A 25,259-nucleotide genomic window follows, 5' to 3' on the forward strand; every position below is an offset into this window, starting at 1 on the left:
AGGGCAGATGGTCGTGATTGGAGATCAAAACGCGACCATCTGCCTTAGATCGGCGGAGGGGGCGACGGGGGCGGAGGGGGCGGAGGGGGCGGGGGAGCATGGGCTGCCGGTTGGGCGGCTGCCACGAGCATTGACGCTGCCGGCGCTGGTCGCCGAGCTGCGTACCGCCGTCACCGACCCGGCTGCGGCACCGGCCCGGCGGCGCGCCGCGGCGGCCGAGCTGGCCCGACTGGCCGCGGCGGGGGTGCCCGGCGCCCACCCGGACGAGTGGTGGGGGCTGCGGCCCCTCTCCGACGACCGACCGCTGGTCGACGAGGGTGAGCCCGTGAAGGTCACCCCGTCGGCGATGGAGAGCGTGCTCCGGTGCAGCCTGCGCTGGCTGCTCGAACGGCACGGTGGCCGGGCGCCGGCCACCGCGGCCCAGGGGGTCGGCAATCTGGTGCACGCGGCGGCGATGCTCGCCGAGGACGCCACGGTGGACCGGGAGCAGCTCATCGAGTACGTGGCCGCCCGGTTCGACGCCATCGAGCTGGCCGCCCGGTGGATGGCCGGCCCGGAACGCGATCGCGCCGAGGCGATGGTGGACAAGCTGCTGCGCTGGCTGGCCGACAACCCGCGCCGGTTGCTGGCGATCGAGCAGGAGTTCGCCGTCCGGCTGGACGACCCGGTCCGGCCGATCGAGTTGACCGGGCGGGTGGATCGGCTGGAGGTGGACGCCGATGGCCGGCTCGTGGTGGTGGACCTGAAGACCGGCCGGTCCACCGCCGTCGCCGCGGCCGACCTCGCGGAACATCCGCAGCTCGCCGGCTATCAGGCCGCGGTCGAGGCGGGCGCGTTCGCCGAGCACGGTGAGACGTCCGGCGGGGCGGCGTTGGTGCAGCTCGGCACCTCCACCAAGGACGCCAGGGAGCAGAACCAACCGGCCGACGGACCCGAGGCCGGCTGGGCGCGGGACCTGGTGCGGCGCACGGCGGAGACCATGGCGGCGGCGACGTTCGCGGCGGTAGCCAACTCGAAGTGCCGGGTCTGCCCGGTGCGGGTGAGCTGCCCGGTGTCCGGTCAGGGCCGGCAGGTTGTCGAGCCACCGGGCGGCACGGAATGACCCAGCCCTCCCTGTTCGCCGGGGCGCCGCCCCAGCGGACGGCCGACGCCGGCCCCCGGTACACCCCGGTGGAGCTGGCCCGCCTGCTCCGGCTGCACGCGCCCACCCGGGAGCAGGCCGCGATCGTGGCCGCGCCGGTGGAGCCGCTGCTGGTGGTGGCCGGCGCCGGTTCCGGAAAGACCGAGACGATGGCCGCCCGGGTGGTCTGGTTGGTGGCCAATGGGTACGCCCGACCGGAGCAGATCCTCGGGCTGACCTTCACCCGCAAGGCGGCCGGCGAGCTGGCGCACCGGGTGCGGACCCGACTCGGTCAGCTCGTCCGGCGGCTCGGCCGGGACTACCGCGACCCACCCGGCGATCTGCTCAGCGGCGAGCCGACGGTGGCCACCTACCACTCGTACGCGGCCCGGATCGTCACCGAGCACGGCCTGCGCTCCGGGTACGAGCCGGCCACCCGGCTGCTCACCGAGGCGGCGCGGTGGCAGATCGTCGACTGGTTGGTGCGCACCTACGACGGGGACATGTCCGGCGTGGACCGGACCCCGGCAACCGTCACCGACGCGGTGCTGGCGCTCGCCGCGGAGCTGGCCGAGCACCTCGTCGAGCCCGGCGACCTGGCGGCCTGGACCGGTCGGTTCTTCGCCGAGGTGCAGTCCCGGCCCGGCCGGGTCTACGCCGACGTGCGCAAGGTGCTCACCATCCAGCAGGTCCGGCTCCGGCTGCTGCCCCTCGTCCGGGCGTTCCAGCAGCGTAAGGACGACTTCGAGGCGATGGACTTCGGTGACCAGTTGGCCCGTGCCGCCCGGGTCTCCCGCGACCATCCGGAGGTCGGTGAGATCGAACGTGAGCGGTACCGGGTGGTGTTGCTCGACGAGTACCAGGACACCAGCCACGCCCAGGTGGTCCTGCTGCGCTCGCTGTTCGGCGGCGGCCATCCGGTGACCGCGGTCGGCGACCCGTGCCAGTCCATCTACGGCTGGCGGGGTGCCAGCGCGGGCACCCTGGACCGGTTTCCCGGCGACTTCACCAGGGCCGACGGCGAACCGGCCCGGACCCTCACCCTCACCACGAGCTGGCGCAACCGGCCGGAGATCCTCGCTGTCGCGAACGCCCTGTCCACCCCGCTGCGCGCCGCCGGGGCGCAGGTGGCCGAGCTGGTCCCCGCGTTCAGCGTGGCCGATCCGATTCCGGGCCGCACCGCCCGGGGCAACTCGCCCACCACGGTGAACTGCGCGCTGCTGCCGACGTACGCGGACGAGGCCGGCTGGATCGCGGACAGCGTGCTGGCGGCCTGGCGGGGGGCGGCCCGCAGCACCGCGCTGCCCGAGCAGATCCCGATGGACCGGCGTCCGACCACCGCGGTGCTGGTGCGGGTACGCAGCCAGATCCCGGCGATCGAGGCGGCGTTGCGCTCCCGGGGGCTGCCGGTCGAGGTGGTCGGCCTGGGCGGGTTGCTGGACACTCCCGAGGTGCGTGACGTGGTGTGCACGCTGCGGGTGCTGGCCGACCCGACCGACGGGGCCGCCCTGCTGCGGCTGCTCACCGGGGCCCGGTGGCGGATCGGGCCGCGCGACCTGGTGGCGTTGCACCGGCGGGCGCGGGCCATCGCCCGGGCACGTCGCGAACTGCCCCGGTTGGCCGGCGGTGGCGACGAGGCCGGAGCCGTCGACCCGGAGATCGTGACAGACCACCTCGACGAGGCCACCCTGGTCGAGGCGCTCGCCGACCTGGGGCCGGCGCAGCTCTACTCGGCCGAGGGATATGCCCGCCTGCGCGCGTACGGCCGGGAGTTGGCCCTGCTGCGGCAGCGGATGGACCAGGCGCTGCCCGATCTCGTAGCGGACATCGAGCGGACCACGGGGTTGGACGTCGAGGTGGCGGTGCGGGCTGGGCTGGGCGGGTCCGGCGGGGACGCCGGTCTCGCCCGCGGCCACCTGGACGCGCTCGGCGACGTGGCGGCCCGGTTCACCGCCGACTCGGCGGGCGCGCCGCTGTCGGCGTTCCTCGCCTTCCTGGCCGCCGCCGAGGACGAGGAGCGCGGGTTGACCCCGGGCGAGGTGGAGGTCGTCGAGGGGGCGGTGCAGGTGCTCACCGCGCACGCCGCCAAGGGGCTGGAATGGGACGTGGTGGCGGTGGCCGGACTGAGTCGGGGGGTGTGGCCGGGCGCCGTCCGCGGCTCCGACCACTACCTGTACGGGCTGGGTGTGCTCCCGTTCCCGTTGCGTGGGGACGCCGCGGGGCTGCCCGCGTTCCCGGTGGACGAGGCGGCCGACCAGAAGGGTGTCGCGGCGGCGCTGTCGTCGTTCACCGAGCAGTGGTGGGCGCATGACGAACGGGAGGAGCGGCGGCTGGCGTACGTGGCGGTCACCCGACCGCGGCGGTTGCTGCTCTGCTCGGGCTACTGGTGGGGGGACGGAACGAAGAAGCCCCGGGGCCCGTCGCGCTTCCTCACCGAGATCCGGGACCAGTGTCTGGCCGGCGCTGGCACGGTGGACGAGTGGGCGGTCGAGCCAGCACCCGACGCGACAAACCCGACGGCCCAGGTGATCGCCACGGCGGAATGGCCGGCGGACCCGCTGGGCGCCCGGCGGCCGGCGGTGGCCGAGGCGGCGGCGCTGGTCCGCCGCTTCCTGGCCGACCCGGTGAGCGGTTCCGCCGAGGGCGTCACCGGGGACGACGCCGCCCCGGCCGCCGCCACCCGGGACGCCGGCGCGGCGGATGCCGTTACCCCGGCCGCCACCCCAGCGACCGCCGTCACCCGGGACGCCGGCAAAGAGGATGCCGCCACCCGGGAGGCCGTCAGCGAGGACGCCGTCGCGGCGGCCCGCTGGCGGCGCGAGGCCGCGTTGTTGCTCGCCGAGCGGGAGCGTACGGTCCGCCGGGACGGACCGGTCGAGGTGGTGCTGCCGGAGCAACTGACCGTTTCCCAGCTCGTCACGCTGCACCGGGACCCGCAGGAACTGGCCCGGACGCTGCGCCGCCCGATGCCCTCCCGGCCGGACCCGCACGCCCGCCGGGGGACCGCCTTCCACGCCTGGCTGGAGCAGCGGTTCGGAGTGGGCCGGTTGCTGGACGTGGACGAGCTGCCGGGCTCGGCCGACGAGGGCGCCGCGCCGGACGACGAGCTGCGCGAGTTGCAGGAGCGCTTCCTGGCCAGCGAGTGGGCGGACCGGGTGCCGTTCGAGGTGGAGGTGCCGTTCGCCACGGTGGTGGCCGGGTTGGTGCTGCGGGGGCGGATGGACGCGGTGTTCACCGCCCCGGGCGGCCGGTTCGAAGTGATCGACTGGAAGACCGGGCGACGGCCCGTCGGTGCGGCCGGTCGGGCCGCGGCGGTGCAGTTGGCCGCGTACCGGCTGGCTTGGGCGGAGCTGGCGGGCCTGCCGGTGGACGAGGTGCGGGCGGGGTTCCACTACGTGCGGGAGGGGGTCACCGTGCGTCCGGCCGACCTGTTGGATGCCGCCGGTCTGGCCGCATTGATCACCGGCCTGCCGGTGGCGGAGCCGCGCTGACATGGTCCGGTCGGGGGCCGCTGTGCTGAGGATCAGCCACTCGGCCTGCGGCGTCGCCAGAACGTGCTAGGCTCGTCCCGTTGCAGTTTTGGTTCCCAGAAGCTCAGTTCTGGTCGTTGTGTCAGTTCCGCTTCTCACAAGCTCAGTTGGCGTCTGGTGCGACCATGGCCCAGGCGCCATTCGCAGTGTCCGGCGTTTCCGGGCGGGGTTACCAACGCGACGACGATCCGCGCGCATTTCGGCGGCGGACGACTCATCCGGCCCGCACCTCGCGGGTCGATCGTTGGCGTCAAGGAGACGTAGACAATGGCAGTTGGCACGGTGAAGTGGTTCAACGCGGACAAGGGCTTCGGCTTCATCACCCCGGACGGTGGCGGCGCTGACGTGTTCGCCCACTTCTCGGCGATCCAGTCCTCCGGTTACCGCAGCCTGGACGAGAACCAGCGCGTGGAGTTCGAGATCACCCAGGGCCAGAAGGGCCCGCAGGCGGAGAACATCCGCCCCCTCTGAGTAGTTCACCCATCGCGCCCAGCGGCGTGGTGGGGCGCCGGCCCGCGTGGCGACACGCGGGCCGGCGCCACCCAGATCACAGGTTCGTGCTTGCGACGACCGGTCCGTTCGATGGCCTACGGCCCCGGACCGGCACCAGCGCCCATGGCGCCTTCCTCGACACGTGCCGCATCGAGGAAGGCCATCCGTCATGACTGCGCGTGCCGTCACGGCATCGTCCGTGCCCCCCATCACATCTTTCGCCGACGCCCCGCTCGCGCGGGGCCTGTCCGCCGCGTTGGCGGCGAACGGCATCACCGACCCGTTCCCCATCCAGTCCGCCACCCTGGGCGACCTGCTGAACGGACGCGACGTCCTGGGCCGCGGTCGCACGGGTTCGGGTAAGACCCTCGCCTTCGGCCTGCCGTTGCTGTCCCGCACCGCAGGCCGCCGGGCCCGTCCCCGGTCCCCCCTGGCCCTCGTACTGGTGCCGACCCGCGAGTTGGCGCAGCAGGTGACAGCGGCATTGGCGCCGTACGCCGGGGCGGTCGGTCTGCGTTGCGCCACCGTCGTGGGCGGGTTGTCGCTGGTCCGGCAGGCCGAGGCGTTGCGGGTCGGCGCCGAGGTGGTCATCGCCACCCCCGGCAGGCTGCACGACCTGATCGAGCGGGGCGACTGCCGGCTCGACCAGGTCGCGGTCACGGTGCTCGACGAGGCCGACCAGATGGCCGACATGGGCTTCCTGCCCCAGGTGACGAAGCTGCTGGAGCAGGTCCGGGCCGACGGCCAGCGGATGCTGTTCTCCGCCACCCTGGACCGCGGGGTGGACCGGCTGGTCCGCCGGTTCCTGACCGACCCGGTGTCGCACTCGGTGGATCCGGGAACCGCCACCGTCACCGAGATGACCCATCACCTGCTGCACGTCGATGCTGTCGACAAGGTGGACACCGCGGCCGAGATCGGGGCGCGGGACGGCCGCGTGATCATGTTCATGGGTACGAAGCACCGAGCCGACCGGTTGGCCCGACAACTGCTGTCCCGGGGCGTCCGGGCGGCGGCCCTGCACGGCGGCAAGTCACAACCCCAACGCACCCGGATCCTGGAGCAGTTCCGCTCCGGTCAGGTGACCGCCCTGATCGCCACCGACGTGGCGGCCCGGGGCATCCACGTCGACGGGCTGGATCTGGTGGTGAACGTGGACCCGCCGAACGAGGCGAAGGACTACCTGCACCGTGGTGGCCGCACCGCGCGGGCCGGTGAGTCCGGCACGGTGGTGACGCTGGTGCTGCCCGAGCAGCGGGCCGAGGCGGCCCGGTTGATGACGGCGGCCGGGATCCGGCCGGCGTCGGCCCGGGTGCGCCCGGGTGATCGGGCTCTGGCCCAGGTGACCGGAGCGCGGACGCCGTCCGGCGTACCGGTCAGCCCGGCTCAGGGTGGTGCGGGTAACAACGGTGCCGGTCGCGGTGGCGCGGGTCGCGGTGGCGGGGGTCATGGTGGCGCGGGTCGCGGAGGCGCGGGTAACAGCGGTGCGGTCGGTCATGGCGGTTCCGGTCACGGTGGTTCCGGCGGAGCCAGGCGCCGGCGTCCGCGGCGGCCGGCTCGGGCCTGACGGTCAACGCGTACCAGCCTCGATCAGCCGGAGCAGCGCCTCGCCGTAGGCCTGCTCCGGCTCGGCGGCGGACACCGAGGCGGGGCCGTCCGGGAGCACCAGCTCGATCCGGTAGCCCTCGCCGGCGCGTTCCAGGCGGTGGAACGTCCCGCCGAGCAAATCCCGTAGCTGGTCCTCTCGCGGCAGCCAGAGCGCCTCGTCCTGCTCGATGTCGTCGAGGGCCCATTCGGTGGTGCCGTTGAAACCGAGCACCGGCCCGTCCGGCATCTGGTGCACCTCGATGGTCATGTCGCTGAGCACGAACGTCTGATCGTCGAGATCGCGGTCCGGGATCACGAAGCGATCCCCGGCCGCTGGTCGCCAGGCCAGGCCGGCGGCCCGCAACCGAGCGGCCAACTCAACGGAGATCACCGGTCCATGGTGCCACCCGCCGAACCGGCGGGGGGTCGGTAGCCGCGCGGCCGGTTTGGAGGGGTCGGCAGCCGCGCGGCCGGTGCGGGCCGGGCCGAATCGACCCGGGCGAGGTTGCGTCCGATGGGCGACTGCCGGCGCGGACCACTTCCGCAATCCTGTCCATCTGGGAGGGTCCAGCGCCGCGCGGGGGAGCGTCGGGCCACGGGAGAGGGCGGTGGTGGACGTGCGAGGTGACCCGGAAGCGCTCCGGGAGATCGGAATGGTGCTGGCGGTCGCGTTGGCCGGAGTCCTGCTCGCCGGGATCGCCGCCTTCACACCCTGGTACGAGCAACCGCGGACGGCGGTGGTTGACCTGCGATCCGCCGACACCAGTCCGGCAGCGGAGCCGGTCACCGCCGGGTGAGTGGACCCCACACGCCATCGCGAATGGTGTTCACTGGAGCTGATGAGCAGTGCCCCGCCCCCCGACGCCGGACCGGCACGTCCGGCCGGTGACCGGTGGCCGGCGGGACCGGTCACCAGGTTGGGGACCGCCGCGTCGGCGGCCGGGACAGCCGGCAGCCCCGCGCCGGGCGACCGTTTCCCGACACCTGGCGGGCCGTCGGGCGGCGCGGGAGCGCGCCGACCGATCTGGTGGTTCGCCGGCGCGGCGGGGGCGATCCTGATCGTCGGGCTGGTCCTGGTGCTGGTGAACGGTCTGGGCGAGGGTGTGGGGCGACCATCCCGGAAGGGTCCACCCGCCGACAGCCGCCCGCCGTTGGCCCGGGCCTGCCCTCCGCCGACCGCCCCGCCCGCGTCCGCGGAACCCGAACCGGCGCCGACCGCCGTACCGGCGCCACCCACGGGAGCCCGCACCGTGGACGAGGAGGCCGGGATCTCGTACGCCGCCTTCGGCGCCCCCTGGGAGTCGTGGTCAACGGTGTGGCGGGCGGGTACGTTGCGGGTGCCGTACAAGGTGGGTCAGCACTTCGTCACCGAAGCCGCGTACAACGGGGTCAGCGACTACCACGCGTCGATCCTCTCCGCGGCGGTCCCGGCGGCCGACAACGACGCGCTCGCGCTGAATCTCGAATGCGTCGGCCGGCGGGTGGCGGCCGATGTCCGGACCGAGTACTACCCGCAGCCGAACACCGTGGAGATGGTCCGGGACGGGGAGCGGACACTGGGTGGCCGGCGGGCCTGGGTGAGCGTGTTCCGGCTGCGCTTCAGCCAGCCGGGCCTGCGCGCCACCGACGAACTGGCGGCCGTGGCCTGTATAGATGTGGGCCGCCCGACAGCCGCGGTGCTGTACGTGTCGATCCCCGGCACGCACCGGCACCTCGACTGGGTGGTCGACGCGGCGCTGGACTCGGTCCGGCCCGTCTGACGGGTCCGAACGCGGGCCGGACGCGCTAGGGTCTTGACGTGGCGACCCGGAGATCGACTATCCCAGCGACGAAGTATCCGGTCGAGCGGTTCACCCTCGACAACGGCCTACGGGTCGTGCTCAATCCGGACCGCAGCGCGCCGGTGGTCGGGGTGGCGGTGGTGTACGACGTGGGTATCCGGTCGGAACCCGAGGGGCGCACCGGTTTCGCGCATCTCTTCGAGCACCTGATGTTCCAGGGCTCGGAGAATCTCGAGAAGCTCGCACATTTCCGGCACGTCCAGGGCGCCGGTGGGACATTCAACGGCTCCACCCACCTGGACTACACCGACTACTTCGAGACCCTGCCGTCCAACGCGCTGGAGCGGGCGCTGTTCCTCGAGGCGGATCGGATGCGCGGACCTCGGCTCACCGAGGAGAACCTGCGTAACCAGGTGGACGTGGTCAAGGAGGAGATCCGGGTCAACGTGCTGAACCGGCCGTACGGTGGTTTCCCCTGGCTGAAGCTGCCGCCGGTCATGTTCGACACCTTCCCGAACGCGCACGACGGGTACGGTTCGTTCGCCGACCTGGAGAGCGCCACCGTGGCCGACGCCGAGGACTTCTTCGCCCGGTACTACGCGTGTGGCAACGCGGTCCTGTCGATCTCCGGGGACCTGGACGTGACCGAGGCGACCGAGCTGGTGCGCCGGCACTTCGCGGACGTGCCGGCCCGCCCGGCGCCTGAGCGTCCCGACTTCGCCGAGCCGGACCTGACCGGTGAGCGGCGCGAGTCGTACACCGATCCGCAGGCGCCGCTGCCGGCGGTGGCCAGCGCGTGGCGGGTACCCGACCCGATCACCGACTTCGCCAACTACCTCCCGTACGTGGTGCTGGCCGAGGTGCTCACCGACGGAGACGCGTCCCGCCTGGTCCAGCGGCTCGTGCTGCGCGACCGGACCGTCACCGCGGTGAGTGGCTACCTCGGGTTCATGGGTGACCCGTTCGACGTACGCGATCCCACCGCGCTGTTGTTGCAGGCTCACCTGCCGCCGGGGGGTTCGGTCGACAAGGTGCTGCGCACCTTCGACGAGGAACTTGACAGGTTGGCCAGCGACGGGCTGGCCGAGGACGAGTTGGGGCGGGTCCAGGCGCGGATGGCCACCCACCTGCTCCGGGAGACCGACGCGGTGCTCGGGCGGGCGCTCACCATGGCGGTCCTGGAACAGCAACGGGGCGAGCCAGGGCTACTCAACGAGTTGCCCTCGCGGATCGGCGCCGTGACTGCCGACCAGGTGCGGGCGGCCGCCGCCACCCTTCGGCCTGAACGTCGGGCCTCGATCGATGTCATCGCCGGAGGTGCGAAGTGACCCGGACGCTGCCGGCGCTCGGCCCGACCCGCCCGCTCACGCTTCCCGACGAGGCCGAGCGGACCCTGGACAACGGACTGACGGTGCTCGCGCTGCACCGCCCCGCCGTGCCGCTGGTGGAGGTGCGGCTGTGGGTCCCGTTCGGCGGCGCGCACCTGGCCCGCGCGGTGCTGCTGTCCCAGACACTGCTCTCCGGCACTGGCGAACGGTCCAACGTGGAACTCGCCGCCGAGTTGCAGACGGTCGGCGGCGGCCTCTCCGCCGGCATAGATCCCGACCGCCTGATGGTCTCCGGTAACGGGTTGGTGACCGGCCTGGACCGGATCCTGGATCTGATGGCCGAGGTGCTCGGCGGCGCGGCGTACCCGGCTGACGAGGCGGCCACCGAGCGGGACCGGCTGATCGACCGGATCCAGCTGGCCGGCAGCCAGCCGGCACACCTGGCCCGGGTGGCGCTGCTCAAGCGGATGTACGGCAGTCACCCGTACGCGGTGCAGACGCCGGACGCCGACGACGTCCGGGCGGTGCGGCCGGACGACCTGCGGGCGCTGCACGCGCAGCGGGTGCAGCCGGCCGGGGCGGTCCTGGTGCTGGTCGGCGACGTGCCGCCGGAACGGGCGCTGGACGCCGCGGAGCGGGCCCTCGGGGGCTGGTCCGGCGCCGGCGCGTCGGTGGAACTGCCGCCCACACCACCGCTGGAACCGGGTCCGGTGCTGCTGGTGGACCGGCCCGGCTCGGTGCAGTCGTCGCTGCGGATGGCGCTGCCGGCGGTGCCCCGAACCCACCCCGACCATGCCGCCCTGCAACTGGCGAACCTCATCTTCGGCGGCTACTTCTCGTCCCGGTGGGTGGAGAACATCCGCGAGGACAAGGGCTACACCTACGGCCCCCATTCGCTGGTGGACCATTCGGTGGCCGGGTCCGCGCTCGTCGTCTCGGCCGAGGTGGCCACTGCCGTGACGGGGCCGGCGCTGCTGGAGACGGTCTACGAACTCGGCCGGCTGGCCTCGCTGCCGCCGGACGAGGACGAGCTGGCACAGGCCCGCCAGTATGCCCTCGGCACACTCCAGCTGGGCGTTTCGACCCAGGCCGGCCTGGCCGCCCTGGCGAGTGCGTACGCCGGAGCCGGCCTGCGGCTGCCGTTCCTCGCCGAGCACGCCGCCCGCTTGGCCAAGGCCACCCGGGAGGACGTCGCCGCCGCGGCCGCCGCGTACCTCGCGCCGGCCCGGGCGGTGACCGTGGTGCTGGGTGACGCCGAGCTGATCGCCGACCAGGTGGGTGTGCTGTCGCCGACCGTCCGCGAGGCCGCACCGTCGTGATCGGGTCGGCGGCGCCGTGGTCGGGGCCGCCGCTGGCCCGGGCGACGGTGGACCGGGCGGCGTACCGGCGTCGGGACCCGCGCTGGCTCGCGGCGGCCTGGCAGCGCGGCCGGGTGCTGCTTGTGGATCTCGCCGGGGGCGGCCGGGTGCTGGTGACCGCCGACGGTGGTCGTCCGGAGCTGCTGCTGCTGGCCGCCGCCGAGGTCGGCGAGCATGACCCAGCCGACCGGTTGTTCCTCGGTGTGGAGGAGCGCGGCACCCCGTTGTTCGCCCTGGTCGCCGGGCTGCCCGAGCGGTCCGGCGCGGAGCGGACCGACCTGCGGCGGATCGGTCATCTGCTTTCCAGCCGGGATGCGGGGCTGCTCACCACGGCCGTGGCGCTGGCCAACTGGCACGCCTCGCACACCTTCTCGGCTCGTACCGGTCGGCCCACCGTCGCCGACGAGGGCGGGTGGTCGCGCGTCGCGGCCGACGGTGACCACATGTGGCCGCGTACCGACCCGGCGATGATCGTCCTGGTGCACGACGGCGTGGCCGGGCCCGGCGGGCACTGCCTGCTCGGGCACAACGTGGCCTGGGGAGCCTCCGCGGAGTCCCGCCGTTTCTCATGCCTCGCGGGGTTCGTCGAGCCGGGCGAGTCGGCCGAGGCGGCGGTGGCCCGCGAGGTCGGCGAGGAGGTGGGCCTGGCGGTCAGCGGCATCGCGTACGGGGGCAGCCAGTCCTGGCCATTTCCCGGTTCCCTGATGCTGGGCTTCTTCGCCCTGGCGGATCCCACGATGCCGATCCGGCTGGATCCCACCGAGATCGCCGCGGCCCGGTGGTTCGTCCGGACCGAGATCGAGGCGGCGTTGGCGGGGCGGATGGTCGACACCGGTGACGGGTCCCGGCTGAAGCTGCCCCCGCCGTCGTCCATCGCGCTGTACCTGATCGAGCGCTGGCTCGCTGGCAAGGAAGGGCCCAGTACCAACGCCGCTGCGGGTTGGTAAGGGCCCTTCTTGCCGTGACCGCCGTTGCCGCGGCGGTCGCGGTCCGGGGATCCGAGGACCGTTGCCGCCGGCGTGGCAGGTGCTGACGGGGGACACGCCGGTCCGGCAACGGTGGCTCAACCGGGCCCGGCGTTGGCCAGTCGGTCCGAACGTCGGGGCGGTTCGGGTTCCCCGAGGGGGACGACCTTTACCCGCTGCCGTCCCGCCCGGACCGCACCGACCGAGGCGAGCGCGCGGGCAAGTCCCAGCGCCGCCTCCCGGTCGTCGGCCCGCACCGTCTGGCGGCGAGGCTCGGGGCTGGTGCGTTCGTCACGGATGAGCTGGCCGTTGGCCAAGGCGGCGGCGAGGTCATCGGCCGCCGCGGCGCGGATGTCCGTCCGTACGATCAGAAACCGCATGGGTGTCTCCGGAGAAACCGGGGGAGTAACTCGTGGAACTTCCACGAACCCCGCGGACAATCGTCACGCAGTCACCAGCGGTGAGCAAGTGAAACACCTCGATCACCTGCGTTGATACCCGTTCGGGTGATGTTCTGGGGGTCGGCGCTGGCTCTCGGCCGCGTCCTCGACCGTCTATGCGGTGACCGTGACCGTGACCGTGCCCGTGAACGGGCGTGACCGTGCCCGTGAACGGGCGTGACCGTGCCCGTGAATGGGCGTGACCGTGCCCGTGAACGGGCCGCCGGTCCAGGTGAGGACCGGCGGCCCGTTCACGCCCGCGGTCAGTTCAGGTCGAACTCACCGTTCTTGGTGCCGGCGATGAAGTCCAGCCACTGGGTACGGCCGAACACGAGGACCGGTCCACCGCGGTCCTTGCTGTCTCGGAGGGCGACCGGGTCGGTGCCGCCGCCCAGCGGAGCGACCTCCACGCAGTTGGAGGTCTGGCTGCGGGTGCTGGTCCGCCACGGGGCGTGCGTCAACGGGTCGTCCCCATGCGCGGGCGGCATCGGCGTCCGGACATTGTTCATTGCTTACTCCTGTTTGTTCCGCATGCTGTACCGGGGCGAGTGGCGGTCCCGCCGACCCCCTCCGGACACCACGAACTCACGGCTCTGTGAGCCGTCCGGCGTGTGGGGTGCGTTGGGTCGGCGGCATGGCGGCGCCCCGTATCGCTGATGCGGCGGGTGATCCGCCGGATGCCTGTTCCGCCGCGTCGGCGAGCCACGTCAGTGTGGACTCCTCCGACAGTGCCGCTTCCTCCAACCACTCGAACATCACCTTATAGCCATGTAGCTCATTTTTCTCGGAAATCATCAGGTTTCGGGAGAGTCCTTCTATCGCTGCGGTTTCTCCATCGCGCGGATCGGCGAACCGGTACAGCGAGAACCCGGTGTGTGGCAGGTAGAACCCGCGCAGCTTGGTGTGCCGGCGCAGCATCCGGATCGTCACATGCCGCAGGCCGGCCATCTTGATCAGATGATTGAGCTGGGCCTGGATCACCTCGGGCGGACCCGCCGGCCCGCTCAGCGCGTCCTCCTCCAGGATGGCCGTGTAGCTGGGCGGCTCGTACGCCGTACCCTCCAGGATGGACTGGCGCTCCACCCTGGCCTCGACCTCGGTGTCCGGGTCCTGGATGTCGTCCTTCTCGCGGTCATGCGGATCGGACAGCGGCAGCGATGACACGAAGCGCACCCGGGCGTACTCCCGGGTCTGCAGCAGGCCCGGGATGATCACGGGGCTGTACTCGCGGATCTCCGAGCAGCCGGCCTCCAGTTCGGCATACTTCCGCTGGCGGGGCGTCAGATTGGGAAACTGCCGGAGCCAGTTCCGCATGTCGCCGGCGCCCTTGGTGATCTCCATGATGTCGCGGCGAACGATCTCGGACACTTCGTAAATGTCCAATAGATCGAGGATGTCCCGTACCTCGGGACGGCTCTTGCCGTTCTCCAACCGGGACAGCTTGGACGCGGACGCCCAACCGGCCCGCTCGATAACCTGATCGCCGGTGAGCCCGGCGAGTTCCCGATACTTGCGCAACTCGGTGCCGAGGAGCCGGCGCCGCATTATCGGGCTGTGTGGGTGAGGCATGGGATCTCTCTTCCGATCGATCGTGTCGAACCCCCGGCGTCCGTTCGGGTTGATCACCCAACGGAACGCGTTCCCCACGGTAAGTATGCGGCCGGCGGATACGTGACATCTGAGCGCCGCGTCCGCGTGTCCTGCCGAAAGAAGTCTTCAAAACCGAACCGCCACCGACCCGGACGGGTCGGTGGCGGTGGCGGTGTGGACTCCAGTCACGGTCCGAACGGTCGGCTCCGTCAACCGGCGAGGGTGGACAGCCGTTCCTTCACCTGCGTGATGGACGGGTTGGTCAGTGCGGTCCCGTCGGCGAACTGAATCGTCGGCACCGTCTGGTTGCCGCCGTTGACGCTCATCACGTACTCGGCCGCGGCCGGATCGCGCTCGATGTCGACCACCCGGTAGCCGATGCCCTCGCGGTCGAACTGCGACTTCAGTCGGTGGCAGTAACCGCACCAGGTCGTCGAGTACATGGTGAGCATGATCAGGTCCTCCGGTGTCGGGCTTCGGACAGGCTATTCGCTGCAACGCTCGCCGGGGCTGCCATGATTCCTAGCTGTGGCGGTTGACTCAGCAGTGGCACGGGTGCTGGCGGGCCTGGATCCAGAGCAGCGTACGGCGGTCACCGCGCCGGCCGGGCCGGTCTGCGTCCTGGCTGGCGCGGGGACGGGCAAGACCCGGGCAATCACCCACCGGATCGCCTATCGGGCACTGTCCGGCGAGATCGCCGGTCGGCATGTGCTCGCCGTCACGTTTACCGCCCGGGCCGCTGCCGAGATGCGCGCCCGGCTGACCGGCCTCGGTGTGGCCGGGGTTCAGGCCCGGACCTTCCACGCCGCCGCGCTGCGCCAGGTGCGCTACTTCGCGCCGCGGCTGCTCGCGGGCCGGGCGATGCCGGAACTGCTGGACAGTAAGGTGCGGCTGGTCACACTTGCCGCGGGTCGGGCCGGGTTGCGGGCCGACCGGACCGCCGCCCGGGACCTGGCCGGGGAAATCGAGTGGGCGAAGTCCTCGCTTATCGAGCCCGCCGAGTACGCGGTGGCCGCGGCCAAGGCGGCCCGGGACACCCCGTACGAGCCGGCCAAGGTGGGTGAGGTCTTCACCGCCTACGAGCAGCTCAAGCGCGGAAACGGGGTGATCGACTTCGAGGACATGCTGCGCGCGGCGGTGTGGGGGATCGAGGAGCACCCCGACGTGGCCGAGCAGATCAGGGCGCAGTACCGGCACTTCGTGGTGGACGAGTACCAGGACGTCAACCCGCTCCAGCAGCGGCTGCTGGAGGCCTGGCTGGGCGGGCGGGACGACGTCACGGTCGTGGGCGACGCCAGCCAGACGATCTATTCGTTCACCGGGGCCACCTCCGGCTATTTGGTTGACTTCGGGCGAACCTTCCGGGACGCGGTGCTGGTCCGACTGGTCCGCGACTACCGGTCCACGCCGCAGGTGGTCGGCCTGGCCAACGCCGTGATCCAGCAGGCTCGGGGGACCGAGGCGCGGCTGCGCCTGAAGCTACTCGGGCAGCGACCCCCGGGGCCTGAGCCGGACGTCCGGATCTTCACGGACGAGCCGGCCGAGGCCGCCGCCGTCGCCGCCCGGTGCCGGCAGCTGATCGAGACAGGCACGCCGGCGCGGGAGATCGCGGTGCTGTTCCGCACCAACGCCCAGTCCGAGGCGTACGAGAAGGCGCTGGCCGAGGCCGAGGTCCCGTACGTCGTCCAGGGAGCCGAACGGTTCTTCGAGCGGGCCGAGATCCGGCAGGCGATGGTGGCGCTACGGTCCGCGGTGCGGGCCACCCCGGCGGACACGCCACTGGTCACGGCGGTCGTCGAGGCGCTCGCCGCGGTGGGCTGGGCACCGGACGCTCCGCCACCCGGCGGCGCGGCACGGGAGCGTTGGGAGGCGCTGGCCGCCCTGGTCAAGCTCGCCGAGGAGGTCGCCGCGGGCGCGGGACCGGTCGACGCGGCGGTCGCGGGCGGCTCCGGCTCCGATGCCCGCGCCGCACCAACTCGTCCTTCGACGGCCGACCCCGGCTCCGGAACCGACCCCGGCTCCGGAACCGAGGCCGGCGGATCCGCCCTGGCCGACTTCTGCGCCGAGTTGCAGCATCGGGCGACCCAGCAGCACGCTCCGACGGTCGAGGGCGTGACGCTCGCCTCATTCCACTCGGCGAAGGGACTCGAGTGGGACGCGGTCTTCCTGGTCGGCCTCGCCGATGGGACCCTGCCCACGTCGTACGCCCGGACGCCGGACCAGATCGAGGAGGAGCGCCGGCTGCTCTACGTCGGAGTGACCCGGGCCCGGGAGTGGTTGTGGCTGTCCTACGCGGCGGCCCGCTCACCCGGTGGTCGCCTTCGCCGGCCGTGCCGGTTCCTGCCCCAACTGGACCGGTCCGGCGGCGAGCGAAGGGGGGCGGCCGGGAGCGCCGGACGAGGCGGTGAGCGGCGGCGGACCCAGGTGGTCTCCTGCCGGATCTGCGGCGCCACCCTGCTCGCCGGCACCGACCGCAAGCTGGGCCGGTGTGCCACCTGCCCGTCCGACCTGGACGAGGAGCTGTACCAGCGGTTGCGCGAGTGGCGCAGCCGGGTGGCGGCGGAGCAGCACGTGCCCGCGTACGTGGTGTTCACCGACGCCACGTTGACCGCGCTGGCCGAGCGGCGTCCGGAACGCTCCGAGGAGTTGCTGGCGATCGCCGGCATCGGGCCGCGCAAGATCGGCCTTTACGGCGGCGCGGTGATCGCTCTGGTGGGTGGCGCATCGGTCGAAGAGCTGACACCGAAAAAAACTTTCCCAGAAGAGCCGTAAATTCGTTTGCCCTCGCCGGCAGGGCAGGCATAGCCTCATGGCACACCTCACCGCGCGGCGTCATTCGCGCTGCGTGCGAGGGGTGTCGGGCCACGTTGACGACGAGCGAAGGACAGGAGGTGGCCCCCGTGAAGATGTATCTCCACACCGAACCGGTGGCGCTGCCCGCTGCCCTCGTTCCGGGGTCGGCTGCCGGGATCATCCCGGCCGCTGGCGTCCCGTCGGCTCCGCAGGCGCACCAGGTCTCCGCTCGGCGTGAGCGGCTCCTGGTCGACCCGGCCAGCGGAGTGCAAGGGACCAATGGGTTCGCGGCTCTGGACGTCCCGGCCAGCAAGCAGGGCACGGATGTCCGCGGTGTTCCACCTCGAGGTAGACCGGTCTAGATCAGACCTCCGGCTCACCTCGAGGCCGCGGAACCCGCATACCGGGATCCGCGGCCTCAGTTTTTTGCACGGCACGAACGTGACAAACGATCTACGAGATCGACCGAAAGAGAGGTGACCGGGCGATGAGTCTGGCGTTGGCCCCCCTCGACCACGAGATCGAGCTGGAGGCGAACCTGCCCTGCCGGAAGTTCGACCCCGACCTGTGGTTCTCCGACTCGCCCGCCGAGCTGGAACTCGCCAAGTCGCTCTGCGGGGACTGCCCGCTGCGGCAGGAGTGCCTGACCGGTGCGGTCGAGCGGGCCGAGCCGTGGGGCGTCTGGGGTGGCGAGATCTTCGAGCGCGGCGCGGTGGTTCCGCGTAAGCGGCCCCGTGGCCGTCCGCGTAAGGAGGACGTCGCCCGCGACGCCGCCCTGCGGGTCGAGACCGAGGCGCGGCTGGCGGCCACTCAGGTCGTCGCGTCGCGGAACAGCGTCCGGCTGGCGGCCTGACATGCATCCGATCAGCATCCCGACCGGCGGTACGCCGGTCCCGACCCCCGAAATGATCAACGTGAACGCGAATCGAACCGGAGAAACCGCGATGCATCTCATCCACGAAGCGTTGTCCCGAGCACGAATGCGACGGCCTCAGGCCGGTCGTACCACGAGCACTGAGGCAATTCGATCCGCCCGCACCATCGCCATGGAGGCCCGCCGGGCCGCCGCTCGCGAACTGGGCAACAACTACTGATCTGGCACTAGACCGAACGAAGGGTCCCTCGTCGACGCGGAGCGTCGACGAGGGACCCTTCGTTCGCTCCATGGATCACCCGACCGGAGCGAAGCCGGGCAGCCAGCGTTCGAGGATCGCCCGGTACGGCGCCCGGGCCTCCAGCTGACAGAGCACGCCGATCGACCCGAGGGTGACGCGGTGGATCAAGAGGTACGACGGAGGCAGGTTGAGCTGGCGTCCCAACTGATGGGCGGGAGACTTCGGATTCGCCAGCCGGGCCGCCTCCCGGCGCAGCCAGGCGCGGGTGAACTGGAACTCGTCCGCCTGGAGCGGATCCATCAGCGGCAGCAGGAAATCGAGCACCGCCTGGGCGTCGATCGGCTCGGTCGGTCTGATGAATCCCTCGGCGCGCAGACCCTCCACCACGGCGTCCGCGTCCCGGTCCAGGGCCAGTCGCGCGAGCCGGCCGATCGGCTCAGGGGTGCCCTCGGGGAGCCGGGCGACCGCGCCGAAGTCCAGGACGCCCAACCGGCCGTCCCGCAGCAGCCGGAAGTTGCCCGGGTGGGGGTCGGCATGCAGCAGGTGGGCCCGCATCGGCGCGGAAAGGTGCAGCGTCGCCATCAGCTCGCCGGCACGGTCCCGTTGTTCGGTCGAACCGCTGGCGATGATCTCGGCGAGGGGAGTGCCCTCCACCCAGCCGGTCACCAGCACCCGCGGTGCCGCGGCCAGTACCTCGGGCACGAAAATGTCCGGATCGTCGGCGTAGGCGGCGGCGAACGCTCGCTGCGACTCCGCCTCCAGCCCGTAGTCCAGCTCCTCGGTGATCCGCTCACGCAGCTCGGCGAGCAGCGGCTTGATGTCCAGCCCCGGCTGTACGACCCGGAACATCGCGCCGAGACGGGAGAGTTGCTTGAGGTCGGCGAGAAGGGCGTCTCCGGCCCCCGGGTACTGCACCTTGACGGCCACCGGCCGCGCCGCCCGCCGGCCGCGCCGCCCGCTCGCGCCGATCGCCGGGCCGTGCCAGACCGCCCGGTGCACCTGGCCGATGCTGGCGGCGGCGGCGGGGGTGTCGTCGAACTCCACGAAGTGGCTCCGCCAGTCGGAACCGAGCTGTTCCGCCAGGACCCGGTGCACGCTGCCGACCGGCAGCGGCGGGGCGGCCTCCTGGAGCTTCGTCAACGCCTGCCGGTAGGGCGCCGCCATCTCCTCGGGCAACGCCGCCTCGAAGATCGACAGCGCCTGCCCGAACTTCATGGCTCCGCCCTTGAGCTGGCCCAGCACGCTGAACAACTGCTCGGCGGTGCGCTGCTGGATCTCGGCGGAGACGACCTCTGACGCCAGGCCGGTGACTCGCTTGCCCATGCCCAGGACGGTGCGTCCGGCGAAGCCGAGGGGCAGGGCGGCGAGTTTGGCGGTCCGGGACACCGCCCGGCGCGGGATGTCGGTCACCAGATCATTGTGACCGACCGGGCCGACCGGCGACTGCCATGCCGGTGCTCCGGGCCGGACCGGACCGCCCGCGCCGGCAGCCGCACCGTGGATGCGGTGGCCAGGCTCGATGCCGGATCCGACCTGGGGCGGGGATCTCCGCGGCGCCGCCCACCGTTTCCGGGGTGCCACCGTCCACATGCCGCAGGATCTCCGCGGCGGCGTAGCCGGTGGCCGCCAGCAGCGTGGGGGTGGCGCACGGCTGCATCCCCGGGACCATCAGCTGGGCGGCCAGGCCGGGCCAGCCGGGATCGCGGTCCTGCCGGTGCAGTTCGCGACAATTGAGGCAGGGGGTGCCGATGGCGGGCACGAACGGGCCGACCACCGCGACCCCGTCACGTAACTCCAGCATCAGGTGTGGCTGGCGGCGCTGGGCATACCCGGCGGCGACGAGCGGAGCGGGACGATCCATCCCGACCTGCACGACAAGGGTCGCCCGGCCGCCGCGGGCCGACCTCACCTGAGTGCCCGGGGCGGTCCGGGCGAGGGCGTCGGCCACCGCCTCGGTCCGTTGCCGGCCGGTGTCGTCCGGCAGGAGGCCGGTGCCGGGGGTTTCGGTCGGCTGCACCCGACCGGACAGGTCCAGTGTGATACCGCCCACACCGGCCTGGGCGACGGCGATGGCGACCGGTGCGGCGAGCCGGCCGGGTCCGGTGATCACGATCCGGGCAACCGATCGGCGGCGCAGGATCCGGGCCGGATTCGTCGCCGGATCGGCGCCGTGCAACGCGAGTGCCACCGCCTCGCCGATGAGCCGTCGTCGGACGGGCTCCGGCAGTTGGGTCGGCAGCAGGGCCTGTCCACCGACCAGCAGGCCGGCGGCACGCAGTCGGTCCAGCAGCACCCGACCGTCCTCCCGGGGCACGCCCAACTGGACGGCCCGGTCGAGCACGGCGCGCTCGCTGTGTGTGCCGTCGAGCAGGTCGAGCAACCGGACAAGGAGTGGGTTGGTGACCTCAAGCAGGATCGCCCGGGCGGGGTCCAGACCCAGTTGCAGCGTGTGCCGATCCCGCCAGAGCCGGGCCAGGCCGGGCAGCAGGGTGGGACGCAGGAGCGGAGCATGCGACATGAGTGACAGGGTGTCACCGTTGCCCGACGCTCCGCCGATCGTTATCCACAGGCTCGGTCGGATGGGCCGCGGGTTATCCACAGGTGCGATCTGGTTGTCCACAGGCGGAACGCGCGATGGGCGGTCCGGGGACTACCTGGCGTGTCGGCCGCGTCCGGTCCTGGCCGTCGGCGTGGTGCCGCGAGATCGGGCCCGGTCTTGTCCGTCGGCCCGGTCCCGCGAGATCGGGCGCGGTCCGGTCGCCGACCTGAGCGCTCTCCGCGACGCCGGGCGGCCGCACCGGGCCCGCGGTCGCACCCGGCGCTGTCCGCCGGCTGGACGCGGGCCGCTGGGGACGGATGCGGGGAGGCGGCCGTCCGGCCGCCTCCCCGCATGACTGGTTCTCCGGATTCCGGTCAGACCTTCGCCTTGCCCAGGATCCGGTTGACTGTTGTGCCACAGACCGGGCACTTGCCCTTGGCCATGTTCATGCCCGTCTTCGAGACCTCCACGTTGCCCTCGAAGTCGCGCTTCTCCTTGCACTTGACGCAGTACCCGTTGTAGGTCTGGGCCTTGTCGGCCACGGCGCTCCTCCTAGTCTTGATCGCCGGAACGATGCCCGGCGCTCCCACAGTCGATCCGTGCGGGGCGACCGTTGGGATATTTCCGCGGTCATCCGAGTGACCACTGGTCCGCGGACCCTACCCGGGTGGGGGCGGTTCCATGTCTGCGAATCGTGAACACTGTGAGTTAGTTGACGGTCAGAGTGTGCATGCCGGAATAGGTCGGATAAGTCAGTTTCGGAGTGACACGCCGGATGAAGCACCCCAGAGGCCACGGATCGCGGCCCCGGTGTCGCCCGAACGGAGAAGATCGCTTACGGTGTTCGGACTGGAGGGGCGGCGGGTCGGGACGTACGGCACTGATCCGCCCGGCATGATCCGGACGGCCGGCAGCCGACTCCGCCCGGGACGGCCGGCAGCCGACCCGCCCGGCGAGGTCGATGCGCCGGCACGGCAGCGACGCGACCAAATTTTTTCAGGACAGATCCCCGTGAACCGGAACTTTCTTGACCGGTGTCATCAATCTGACTCTTGCGGGGTGCTGGCCCGTACCCATTAGCGTGCCTTCGTGGAACCAATCCGGGGCTGCGCGGGTCGGTAATGGCCGCGGTCCGTAAACCCGTCGTCGAGGTCCGGCGCAGTCAGCGCCGGCGCCGGACGGTGTCCGCCTATCGGGACGGCGAGCGGGTGGTCGTGTTGATCCCCGACCAGTTCTCCCGAGCCGAGGAGTCGGAGTGGGTGGACCGCATGCTCGCCAGGCTCGCCGCCCGCGAGGAGCGACTCGCCTGCTCCGACGATGATCTGCTGGTGCGCGCCCGTCGACTGATCGATCGCTACCTCAACGAGCACGGCGGGGCCGCCGTGCCGGCCAGTGTCCGCTGGGTCACCAACCAGAACGGTCGCTGGGGCTCGTGCACGCCGGCCGATCGCACCATCCGCATCTCCCACCGGATCCAGGACATGCCGGACTGGGTGATCGACTATGTGCTGCTGCACGAGCTGGCGCACCTCGTGGTGCCGAGTCACAACTCCAGGTTCTGGGCGCTCGTCGGCCGCTATCCGAAGGCAGAGCGGGCGCGGGGCTATCTCGAGGGAATCGCCGCCGCGAGCGCCACCGACCTCGCCGGCTGACCGCAGCGAGCCAGGACACCCTTGCCGGCACCGTGCGGTAACAGGCGTGCGTCAGGGCCCTCGGTGGGACGGCGGCGGGGCCCGTCGTAGGGTCGACGGCGATGGTACGCAGACTCGTGGTGGCCCTGTTGAATTCCGTCGACTGGGCGCCGCCCAGCATCGACCCGCGTCGGTGGCGTGCCGCGCTCGCCGAGGATGTCGTCGACCTGCTCGCCCTGCTCGTCGAGGCGGAGCCGGCCATCGCCGCGACTCCGGCCGACCGGTCCCTGGCCGAGTCGGTCGCCTGGCCGGGGACCCGGATCTACGAGGTGCCCGACGGATCGGTCGCCGGCACCCTCGCCGCCGTCACCGGGGACGGCTACGACCAGGTCGCGGTCATCGCGGCGGACGTGCCGGACCTGCCGGGTCTCGTCCTCGGCAAGTTGCTGCGCCCGCTGTCCAGCCGCCCGGTCGCCATCGCACCGGCCGGACCGGACCGGCCGGGCCTGCTCGGGATCGCGGTACGGCTGCCCGCTCCGGCCTGGCTGCCGACGGTGGACCTGGACCGCGCCCTACCGTCGCAGCTCCGGGCTGCGGCGCCGCGACCCGGTCAGGTGGCGGTGACGCCTGGCTGGCGCCGGCTGCGTACCACCGCCGACCTGGGCACCCTCGACCCCGCCGTGCCGGGCTGGGAGCGTACCCGCGCGCTACTCGCCGGCACAGGCTAGCCGTGCCCACAGGCCGTCCGAGGCCCGAAACCGTTGTTGCCCGTGGGCAAGAGGCCGGGGCGTCCGCGTGGACGAAGCGGCAGTTTATGACGGACATCGAGGGCACCATGCGGCCAGGGGGCTCGGAGATACCACTCGTCCTACAGTTGGTCCCCCCTGCGGGCTGGTTCCGGAGGATGTATCCCGCCACCGTCCTTCACGTCCCGCTCGCAGGTGGGCCGGTCGAAGGACTGGTCATTGGGGATAAGTAGCACTCCGGCAACCTGCTCAGGATGCTCGACGACGAGCCACTCGTCGAACTGCTCGGGCCACCCTCCGGATGAATAGACCGTTTGACACCCCAAGGCCACACGGTTCCTGTCGACCGCGCAAACATCCACAGCTGGGCGAGACACCTCGTCGGCGCCGTCGAAGCGGTAGTGGACGTGGACCCGGTCATCTTCGGTGGGCACCTGCGGGTGGGGCTCAAGGCGCCAGTCAACGACCTCGGCGGTGACGCCGAGAAGCTGCCCAGAGGTGTTCTCGACCTCCACCTTCACGCCTGCCTCCCCGCGCTCCGCCGTCGTATCGGTGCAGCCCCAGAGGGAGGAGCAGCCGGACAGGGCAAGGATCACCAGAGCCAACGGGGCACCGGCCCGTAGCCGTGCGGGCAGCACGAAGGTGACCTCCAATCGGAGCAGGTCGAACGGCGCAGTCGGAACCTGGCGTCCGTCGTCGCGGCACCGAGACTCAGGAGACAGCGTGGCGGGGAGCGCGCCCTACCGCCGGTCCGGTCCGCGGTCGTCGGGGTTCCCGTCCGACCGCCGGTCCGCCGAACCGCCGGGCTCGTCCGGTCCGCGGTCGCCGTCCGTCCGGTCCACCGGACCCTGGGGCTCGTCCGGTCCGCGTTCGCCGTCCGTCCGGTCCACCGGTCCGCCGGTGACATTTCCGGGCGTGGTCTCGGTTGGCGCGTCCTCGGCCGGGCCGAAATCGAAGTCGCTCAGGTCGCCGAGGTCGAGCTGCGCCCGGGCGAAGGACTGCGGGTCGGCGAAGTCGTCGCTGCCGGGCAACAGGTCGGGATGCCCCCACAGGGCGTCCCGGCCGTCGCTGCCCCGGTGCTCGGTGAGCGCCGCCCACAGCGCGGCAGCCTCACGCAGCCGTCGGGGCCGCAGCTCCAGTCCGACCAGGGCGGCGAACGTCTGCTCGGCCGGCCCGCCGGCCGCCCGACGGCGGCGGAAGGCCTCGCCGAGGCGTACCGCGTTGGGGAGCCGGTCGCCCACGGCGTTGTCCACCACGTGGCAGACCCAGCCCTCGATCAGCGCGAGCGCGGTCTCCAGCCGGGCCAGTGCCGCCTGCTGGGCGGGCGTGTCGGCCGGGGTGAAGATCCCCTCCAGGGCGATGGTCTGCATCGACTCGGGGTTGGTCGGGTCGACGCGGCTCATCGCCTCCTCGATCGCCTCCCGGTCCACCGAGATGCCGGAGGCGTATGCCTCGACGGCAGCCAGCACGTGCCCGCGCAGCCACGGCACGTGGCCGAACAGGCGCTGGTGGGCAGCCTCTCGCAGGGCGACGTAGAGGCGGACCTCGTCCTCGGGTAGCTCCAGGCCGGATCCGTACGCCCGGATGTTGGCCGGGATGAGCGCGGCCGTACCGGCCGGGCCGAGTGGCAGTCCGATGTCGCCGGCCGAGAGCACCTCGCTGGCGAGCGAGCCCAGCGCCTGCCCGAGTTGCCCGCCGAACAGGGCGCCGCCGAGCGTGGTGATCATCGACTGCATCGGTCCGAGCTGGGCCCGTGCCTCCGGCGGCACCAGGTCACCCATCGCGCCGACCATGCGGGCCGCGACCGGGTCGCAGAGCTTGCGCCAGACGTCGAGCGTCCGATAGATCCATTCGTTCCGGTTCCAGGCGGCCGACGTCGAGATCCCCGACGGGAGCGCGGAGACCGGCTCCAACCACAGGTCGGCCAGTCGCATGGCCTCCTCGACGGCGTGCCGCTCGAACGGGGTGGGCGCCGGGTCCCCGGCCGAGGTGAGCTGGCTGGCCGCCACCTGACGGGCCAGATCCCAGTTCACCGGCCCACCGCCGCCCGGTGCGGCGAGCAGCTGGTGCAACTGGGTCATGAACTGCTGCATCTGCTGCGGATCATTGGGGTCGGGGGGCTGACCACCTGGAAGCGCGAAGCCGAACGGAATATCAGGCACGCCCCCAACGGTACGCGTGCCGGCCACCGGCATGCTCGCACCGGCGTTGCGCTCAGCGCGAAGTCGGGACCGGACAACCGGA

General features: G+C 72.1%; 24 protein-coding genes. 14 read left to right on the forward strand and 10 right to left on the reverse strand.

The annotated features are described in order from the left end of the window. From ACFQUZ_RS24180 to ACFQUZ_RS24195, 4 genes are all read left to right on the forward strand, one after another. A partial coding sequence (locus ACFQUZ_RS24180; RefSeq protein ID WP_377446109.1) for a RecB family exonuclease occupies positions 1 to 1,102 on the forward strand: 1,102 nt, incomplete at its 5' end. Next, a complete protein-coding gene (locus ACFQUZ_RS24185) occupies positions 1,099 to 4,611 on the forward strand; it encodes an ATP-dependent helicase (protein WP_377446110.1) in 3,513 nt (1,170 codons plus the stop codon). The genes ACFQUZ_RS24180 and ACFQUZ_RS24185, both read left to right, overlap by 4 nt. Positions 4,612 to 4,917: 306 nt before the next feature. Further along, the gene (locus ACFQUZ_RS24190) at positions 4,918 to 5,121 is read left to right on the forward strand and encodes a cold-shock protein (RefSeq protein WP_377446112.1); all 204 of its coding nucleotides are present in this window, start codon (positions 4,918 to 4,920) and stop codon (positions 5,119 to 5,121) included. Positions 5,122 to 5,311: 190 nt separating this feature from the next. Beyond that, positions 5,312 to 6,709, forward strand: a complete 1,398-nt coding sequence (locus ACFQUZ_RS24195; RefSeq protein WP_377446113.1) for a DEAD/DEAH box helicase — start codon at positions 5,312 to 5,314, stop codon at positions 6,707 to 6,709. A gap of 3 nt (positions 6,710 to 6,712) precedes the next feature. Here the strand turns inward: ACFQUZ_RS24195 and ACFQUZ_RS24200 are convergent, their stop codons facing one another. Continuing rightward, the gene (locus tag ACFQUZ_RS24200) at positions 6,713 to 7,120 is read right to left on the reverse strand and encodes a pilus assembly protein CpaE (RefSeq protein ID WP_377446114.1); all 408 of its coding nucleotides are present in this window, start codon (positions 7,118 to 7,120) and stop codon (positions 6,713 to 6,715) included. 217 nt (positions 7,121 to 7,337) lie between these two features. On the opposite strand from ACFQUZ_RS24200, the gene ACFQUZ_RS24205 reads away from it, so the two are divergent. The 5 genes from ACFQUZ_RS24205 to nudC are packed head-to-tail and all read left to right on the forward strand — an operon-like array spanning position 7,338 to position 12,143. Further along, positions 7,338 to 7,526: a hypothetical protein gene (locus ACFQUZ_RS24205; RefSeq protein WP_377446115.1), complete on the forward strand. Its 189-nt coding sequence runs from the start codon at positions 7,338 to 7,340 to the stop codon at positions 7,524 to 7,526. 42 nt (positions 7,527 to 7,568) lie between these two features. Continuing rightward, positions 7,569 to 8,489, forward strand: a complete 921-nt coding sequence (locus tag ACFQUZ_RS24210; RefSeq protein ID WP_377446116.1) for a hypothetical protein — start codon at positions 7,569 to 7,571, stop codon at positions 8,487 to 8,489. A gap of 38 nt (positions 8,490 to 8,527) precedes the next feature. Further along, positions 8,528 to 9,838: a M16 family metallopeptidase gene (locus tag ACFQUZ_RS24215; RefSeq protein ID WP_377446117.1), complete on the forward strand. Its 1,311-nt coding sequence runs from the start codon at positions 8,528 to 8,530 to the stop codon at positions 9,836 to 9,838. Then, the gene (locus ACFQUZ_RS24220; RefSeq protein ID WP_377446118.1) at positions 9,835 to 11,157 is read left to right on the forward strand and encodes a M16 family metallopeptidase; all 1,323 of its coding nucleotides are present in this window, start codon (positions 9,835 to 9,837) and stop codon (positions 11,155 to 11,157) included. The genes ACFQUZ_RS24215 and ACFQUZ_RS24220 overlap by 4 nt, the downstream gene beginning before the upstream one ends. After that, positions 11,157 to 12,143 (forward strand): NAD(+) diphosphatase, encoded by a 987-nt coding sequence (nudC, locus tag ACFQUZ_RS24225; RefSeq protein WP_377446253.1) that lies wholly within the window; start codon positions 11,157 to 11,159, stop codon positions 12,141 to 12,143. The genes ACFQUZ_RS24220 and nudC overlap by 1 nt, the downstream gene beginning before the upstream one ends. Before the next feature lie 116 nt (positions 12,144 to 12,259). On the opposite strand, the gene ACFQUZ_RS24230 is transcribed toward nudC, so the two are convergent. From ACFQUZ_RS24230 to ACFQUZ_RS24245, 4 genes are all read right to left on the reverse strand, one after another. Beyond that, positions 12,260 to 12,541: a hypothetical protein gene (locus ACFQUZ_RS24230; protein ID WP_377446119.1), complete on the reverse strand. Its 282-nt coding sequence runs from the start codon at positions 12,539 to 12,541 to the stop codon at positions 12,260 to 12,262. A 323-nt stretch (positions 12,542 to 12,864) separates the two neighbouring features. Then, complete coding sequence (locus ACFQUZ_RS24235; protein ID WP_377446120.1) at positions 12,865 to 13,110, reverse strand: DUF397 domain-containing protein; 246 nt, start codon at positions 13,108 to 13,110, stop codon at positions 12,865 to 12,867. A 76-nt stretch (positions 13,111 to 13,186) separates the two neighbouring features. Continuing rightward, positions 13,187 to 14,146 (reverse strand): helix-turn-helix domain-containing protein, encoded by a 960-nt coding sequence (locus ACFQUZ_RS24240; RefSeq protein ID WP_377446122.1) that lies wholly within the window; start codon positions 14,144 to 14,146, stop codon positions 13,187 to 13,189. Between the two features lie 254 nt (positions 14,147 to 14,400). Continuing rightward, positions 14,401 to 14,643 (reverse strand): mycoredoxin, encoded by a 243-nt coding sequence (locus ACFQUZ_RS24245; RefSeq protein WP_377446124.1) that lies wholly within the window; start codon positions 14,641 to 14,643, stop codon positions 14,401 to 14,403. 76 nt (positions 14,644 to 14,719) lie between these two features. On the opposite strand from ACFQUZ_RS24245, the gene ACFQUZ_RS24250 reads away from it, so the two are divergent. From ACFQUZ_RS24250 to ACFQUZ_RS24260, 3 genes are all read left to right on the forward strand, one after another. After that, positions 14,720 to 16,963, forward strand: coding sequence for an ATP-dependent DNA helicase UvrD2 (locus ACFQUZ_RS24250; protein WP_377446126.1), 2,244 nt, complete (start codon positions 14,720 to 14,722; stop codon positions 16,961 to 16,963). Positions 16,964 to 17,097: 134 nt separating this feature from the next. Continuing rightward, complete coding sequence (locus ACFQUZ_RS24255) at positions 17,098 to 17,346, forward strand: hypothetical protein (RefSeq protein ID WP_377446255.1); 249 nt, start codon at positions 17,098 to 17,100, stop codon at positions 17,344 to 17,346. Positions 17,347 to 17,471: 125 nt separating this feature from the next. Continuing rightward, positions 17,472 to 17,837, forward strand: coding sequence for a WhiB family transcriptional regulator (locus tag ACFQUZ_RS24260; protein ID WP_377446128.1), 366 nt, complete (start codon positions 17,472 to 17,474; stop codon positions 17,835 to 17,837). 316 nt (positions 17,838 to 18,153) lie between these two features. Here ACFQUZ_RS24260 and ACFQUZ_RS24265 read toward each other — a convergent pair whose 3' ends face one another. From ACFQUZ_RS24265 to ACFQUZ_RS24275, 3 genes are all read right to left on the reverse strand, one after another. Next, positions 18,154 to 19,509, reverse strand: a complete 1,356-nt coding sequence (locus tag ACFQUZ_RS24265) for an ABC1 kinase family protein (protein WP_377446129.1) — start codon at positions 19,507 to 19,509, stop codon at positions 18,154 to 18,156. A 4-nt stretch (positions 19,510 to 19,513) separates the two neighbouring features. After that, positions 19,514 to 20,617 carry a hypothetical protein gene (locus tag ACFQUZ_RS24270; protein WP_377446130.1) on the reverse strand — a complete coding sequence of 368 codons (1,104 nt, stop codon included), beginning with the start codon at positions 20,615 to 20,617 and terminating at the stop codon, positions 19,514 to 19,516. Positions 20,618 to 21,012: 395 nt separating this feature from the next. Then, the gene (locus ACFQUZ_RS24275; protein ID WP_199736319.1) at positions 21,013 to 21,180 is read right to left on the reverse strand and encodes a DUF5679 domain-containing protein; all 168 of its coding nucleotides are present in this window, start codon (positions 21,178 to 21,180) and stop codon (positions 21,013 to 21,015) included. Positions 21,181 to 21,759: 579 nt separating this feature from the next. Between ACFQUZ_RS24275 and ACFQUZ_RS24280 the strand changes: the two genes are divergently transcribed. Together ACFQUZ_RS24280 and ACFQUZ_RS24285 are read left to right on the forward strand one after the other, a co-directional pair. Further along, a complete protein-coding gene (locus ACFQUZ_RS24280) occupies positions 21,760 to 22,290 on the forward strand; it encodes a M48 family metallopeptidase (RefSeq protein WP_377446132.1) in 531 nt (176 codons plus the stop codon). Between the two features lie 101 nt (positions 22,291 to 22,391). Beyond that, positions 22,392 to 22,997, forward strand: coding sequence for a hypothetical protein (locus ACFQUZ_RS24285; RefSeq protein ID WP_377446134.1), 606 nt, complete (start codon positions 22,392 to 22,394; stop codon positions 22,995 to 22,997). 140 nt (positions 22,998 to 23,137) lie between these two features. Here ACFQUZ_RS24285 and ACFQUZ_RS24290 read toward each other — a convergent pair whose 3' ends face one another. Both ACFQUZ_RS24290 and ACFQUZ_RS24295 read right to left on the reverse strand, forming a co-directional pair. Then, complete coding sequence (locus ACFQUZ_RS24290) at positions 23,138 to 23,536, reverse strand: hypothetical protein (RefSeq protein WP_377446136.1); 399 nt, start codon at positions 23,534 to 23,536, stop codon at positions 23,138 to 23,140. Between the two features lie 219 nt (positions 23,537 to 23,755). Further along, positions 23,756 to 25,177, reverse strand: a complete 1,422-nt coding sequence (locus tag ACFQUZ_RS24295) for a zinc-dependent metalloprotease (RefSeq protein WP_377446138.1) — start codon at positions 25,175 to 25,177, stop codon at positions 23,756 to 23,758. Positions 25,178 to 25,259: the final 82 nt, after the last annotated feature.

Source organism: Plantactinospora sp. GCM10030261 (genome assembly GCF_042666615.1).
Taxonomy (GTDB): Bacteria; Actinomycetota; Actinomycetes; order Mycobacteriales; family Micromonosporaceae; genus KBS50.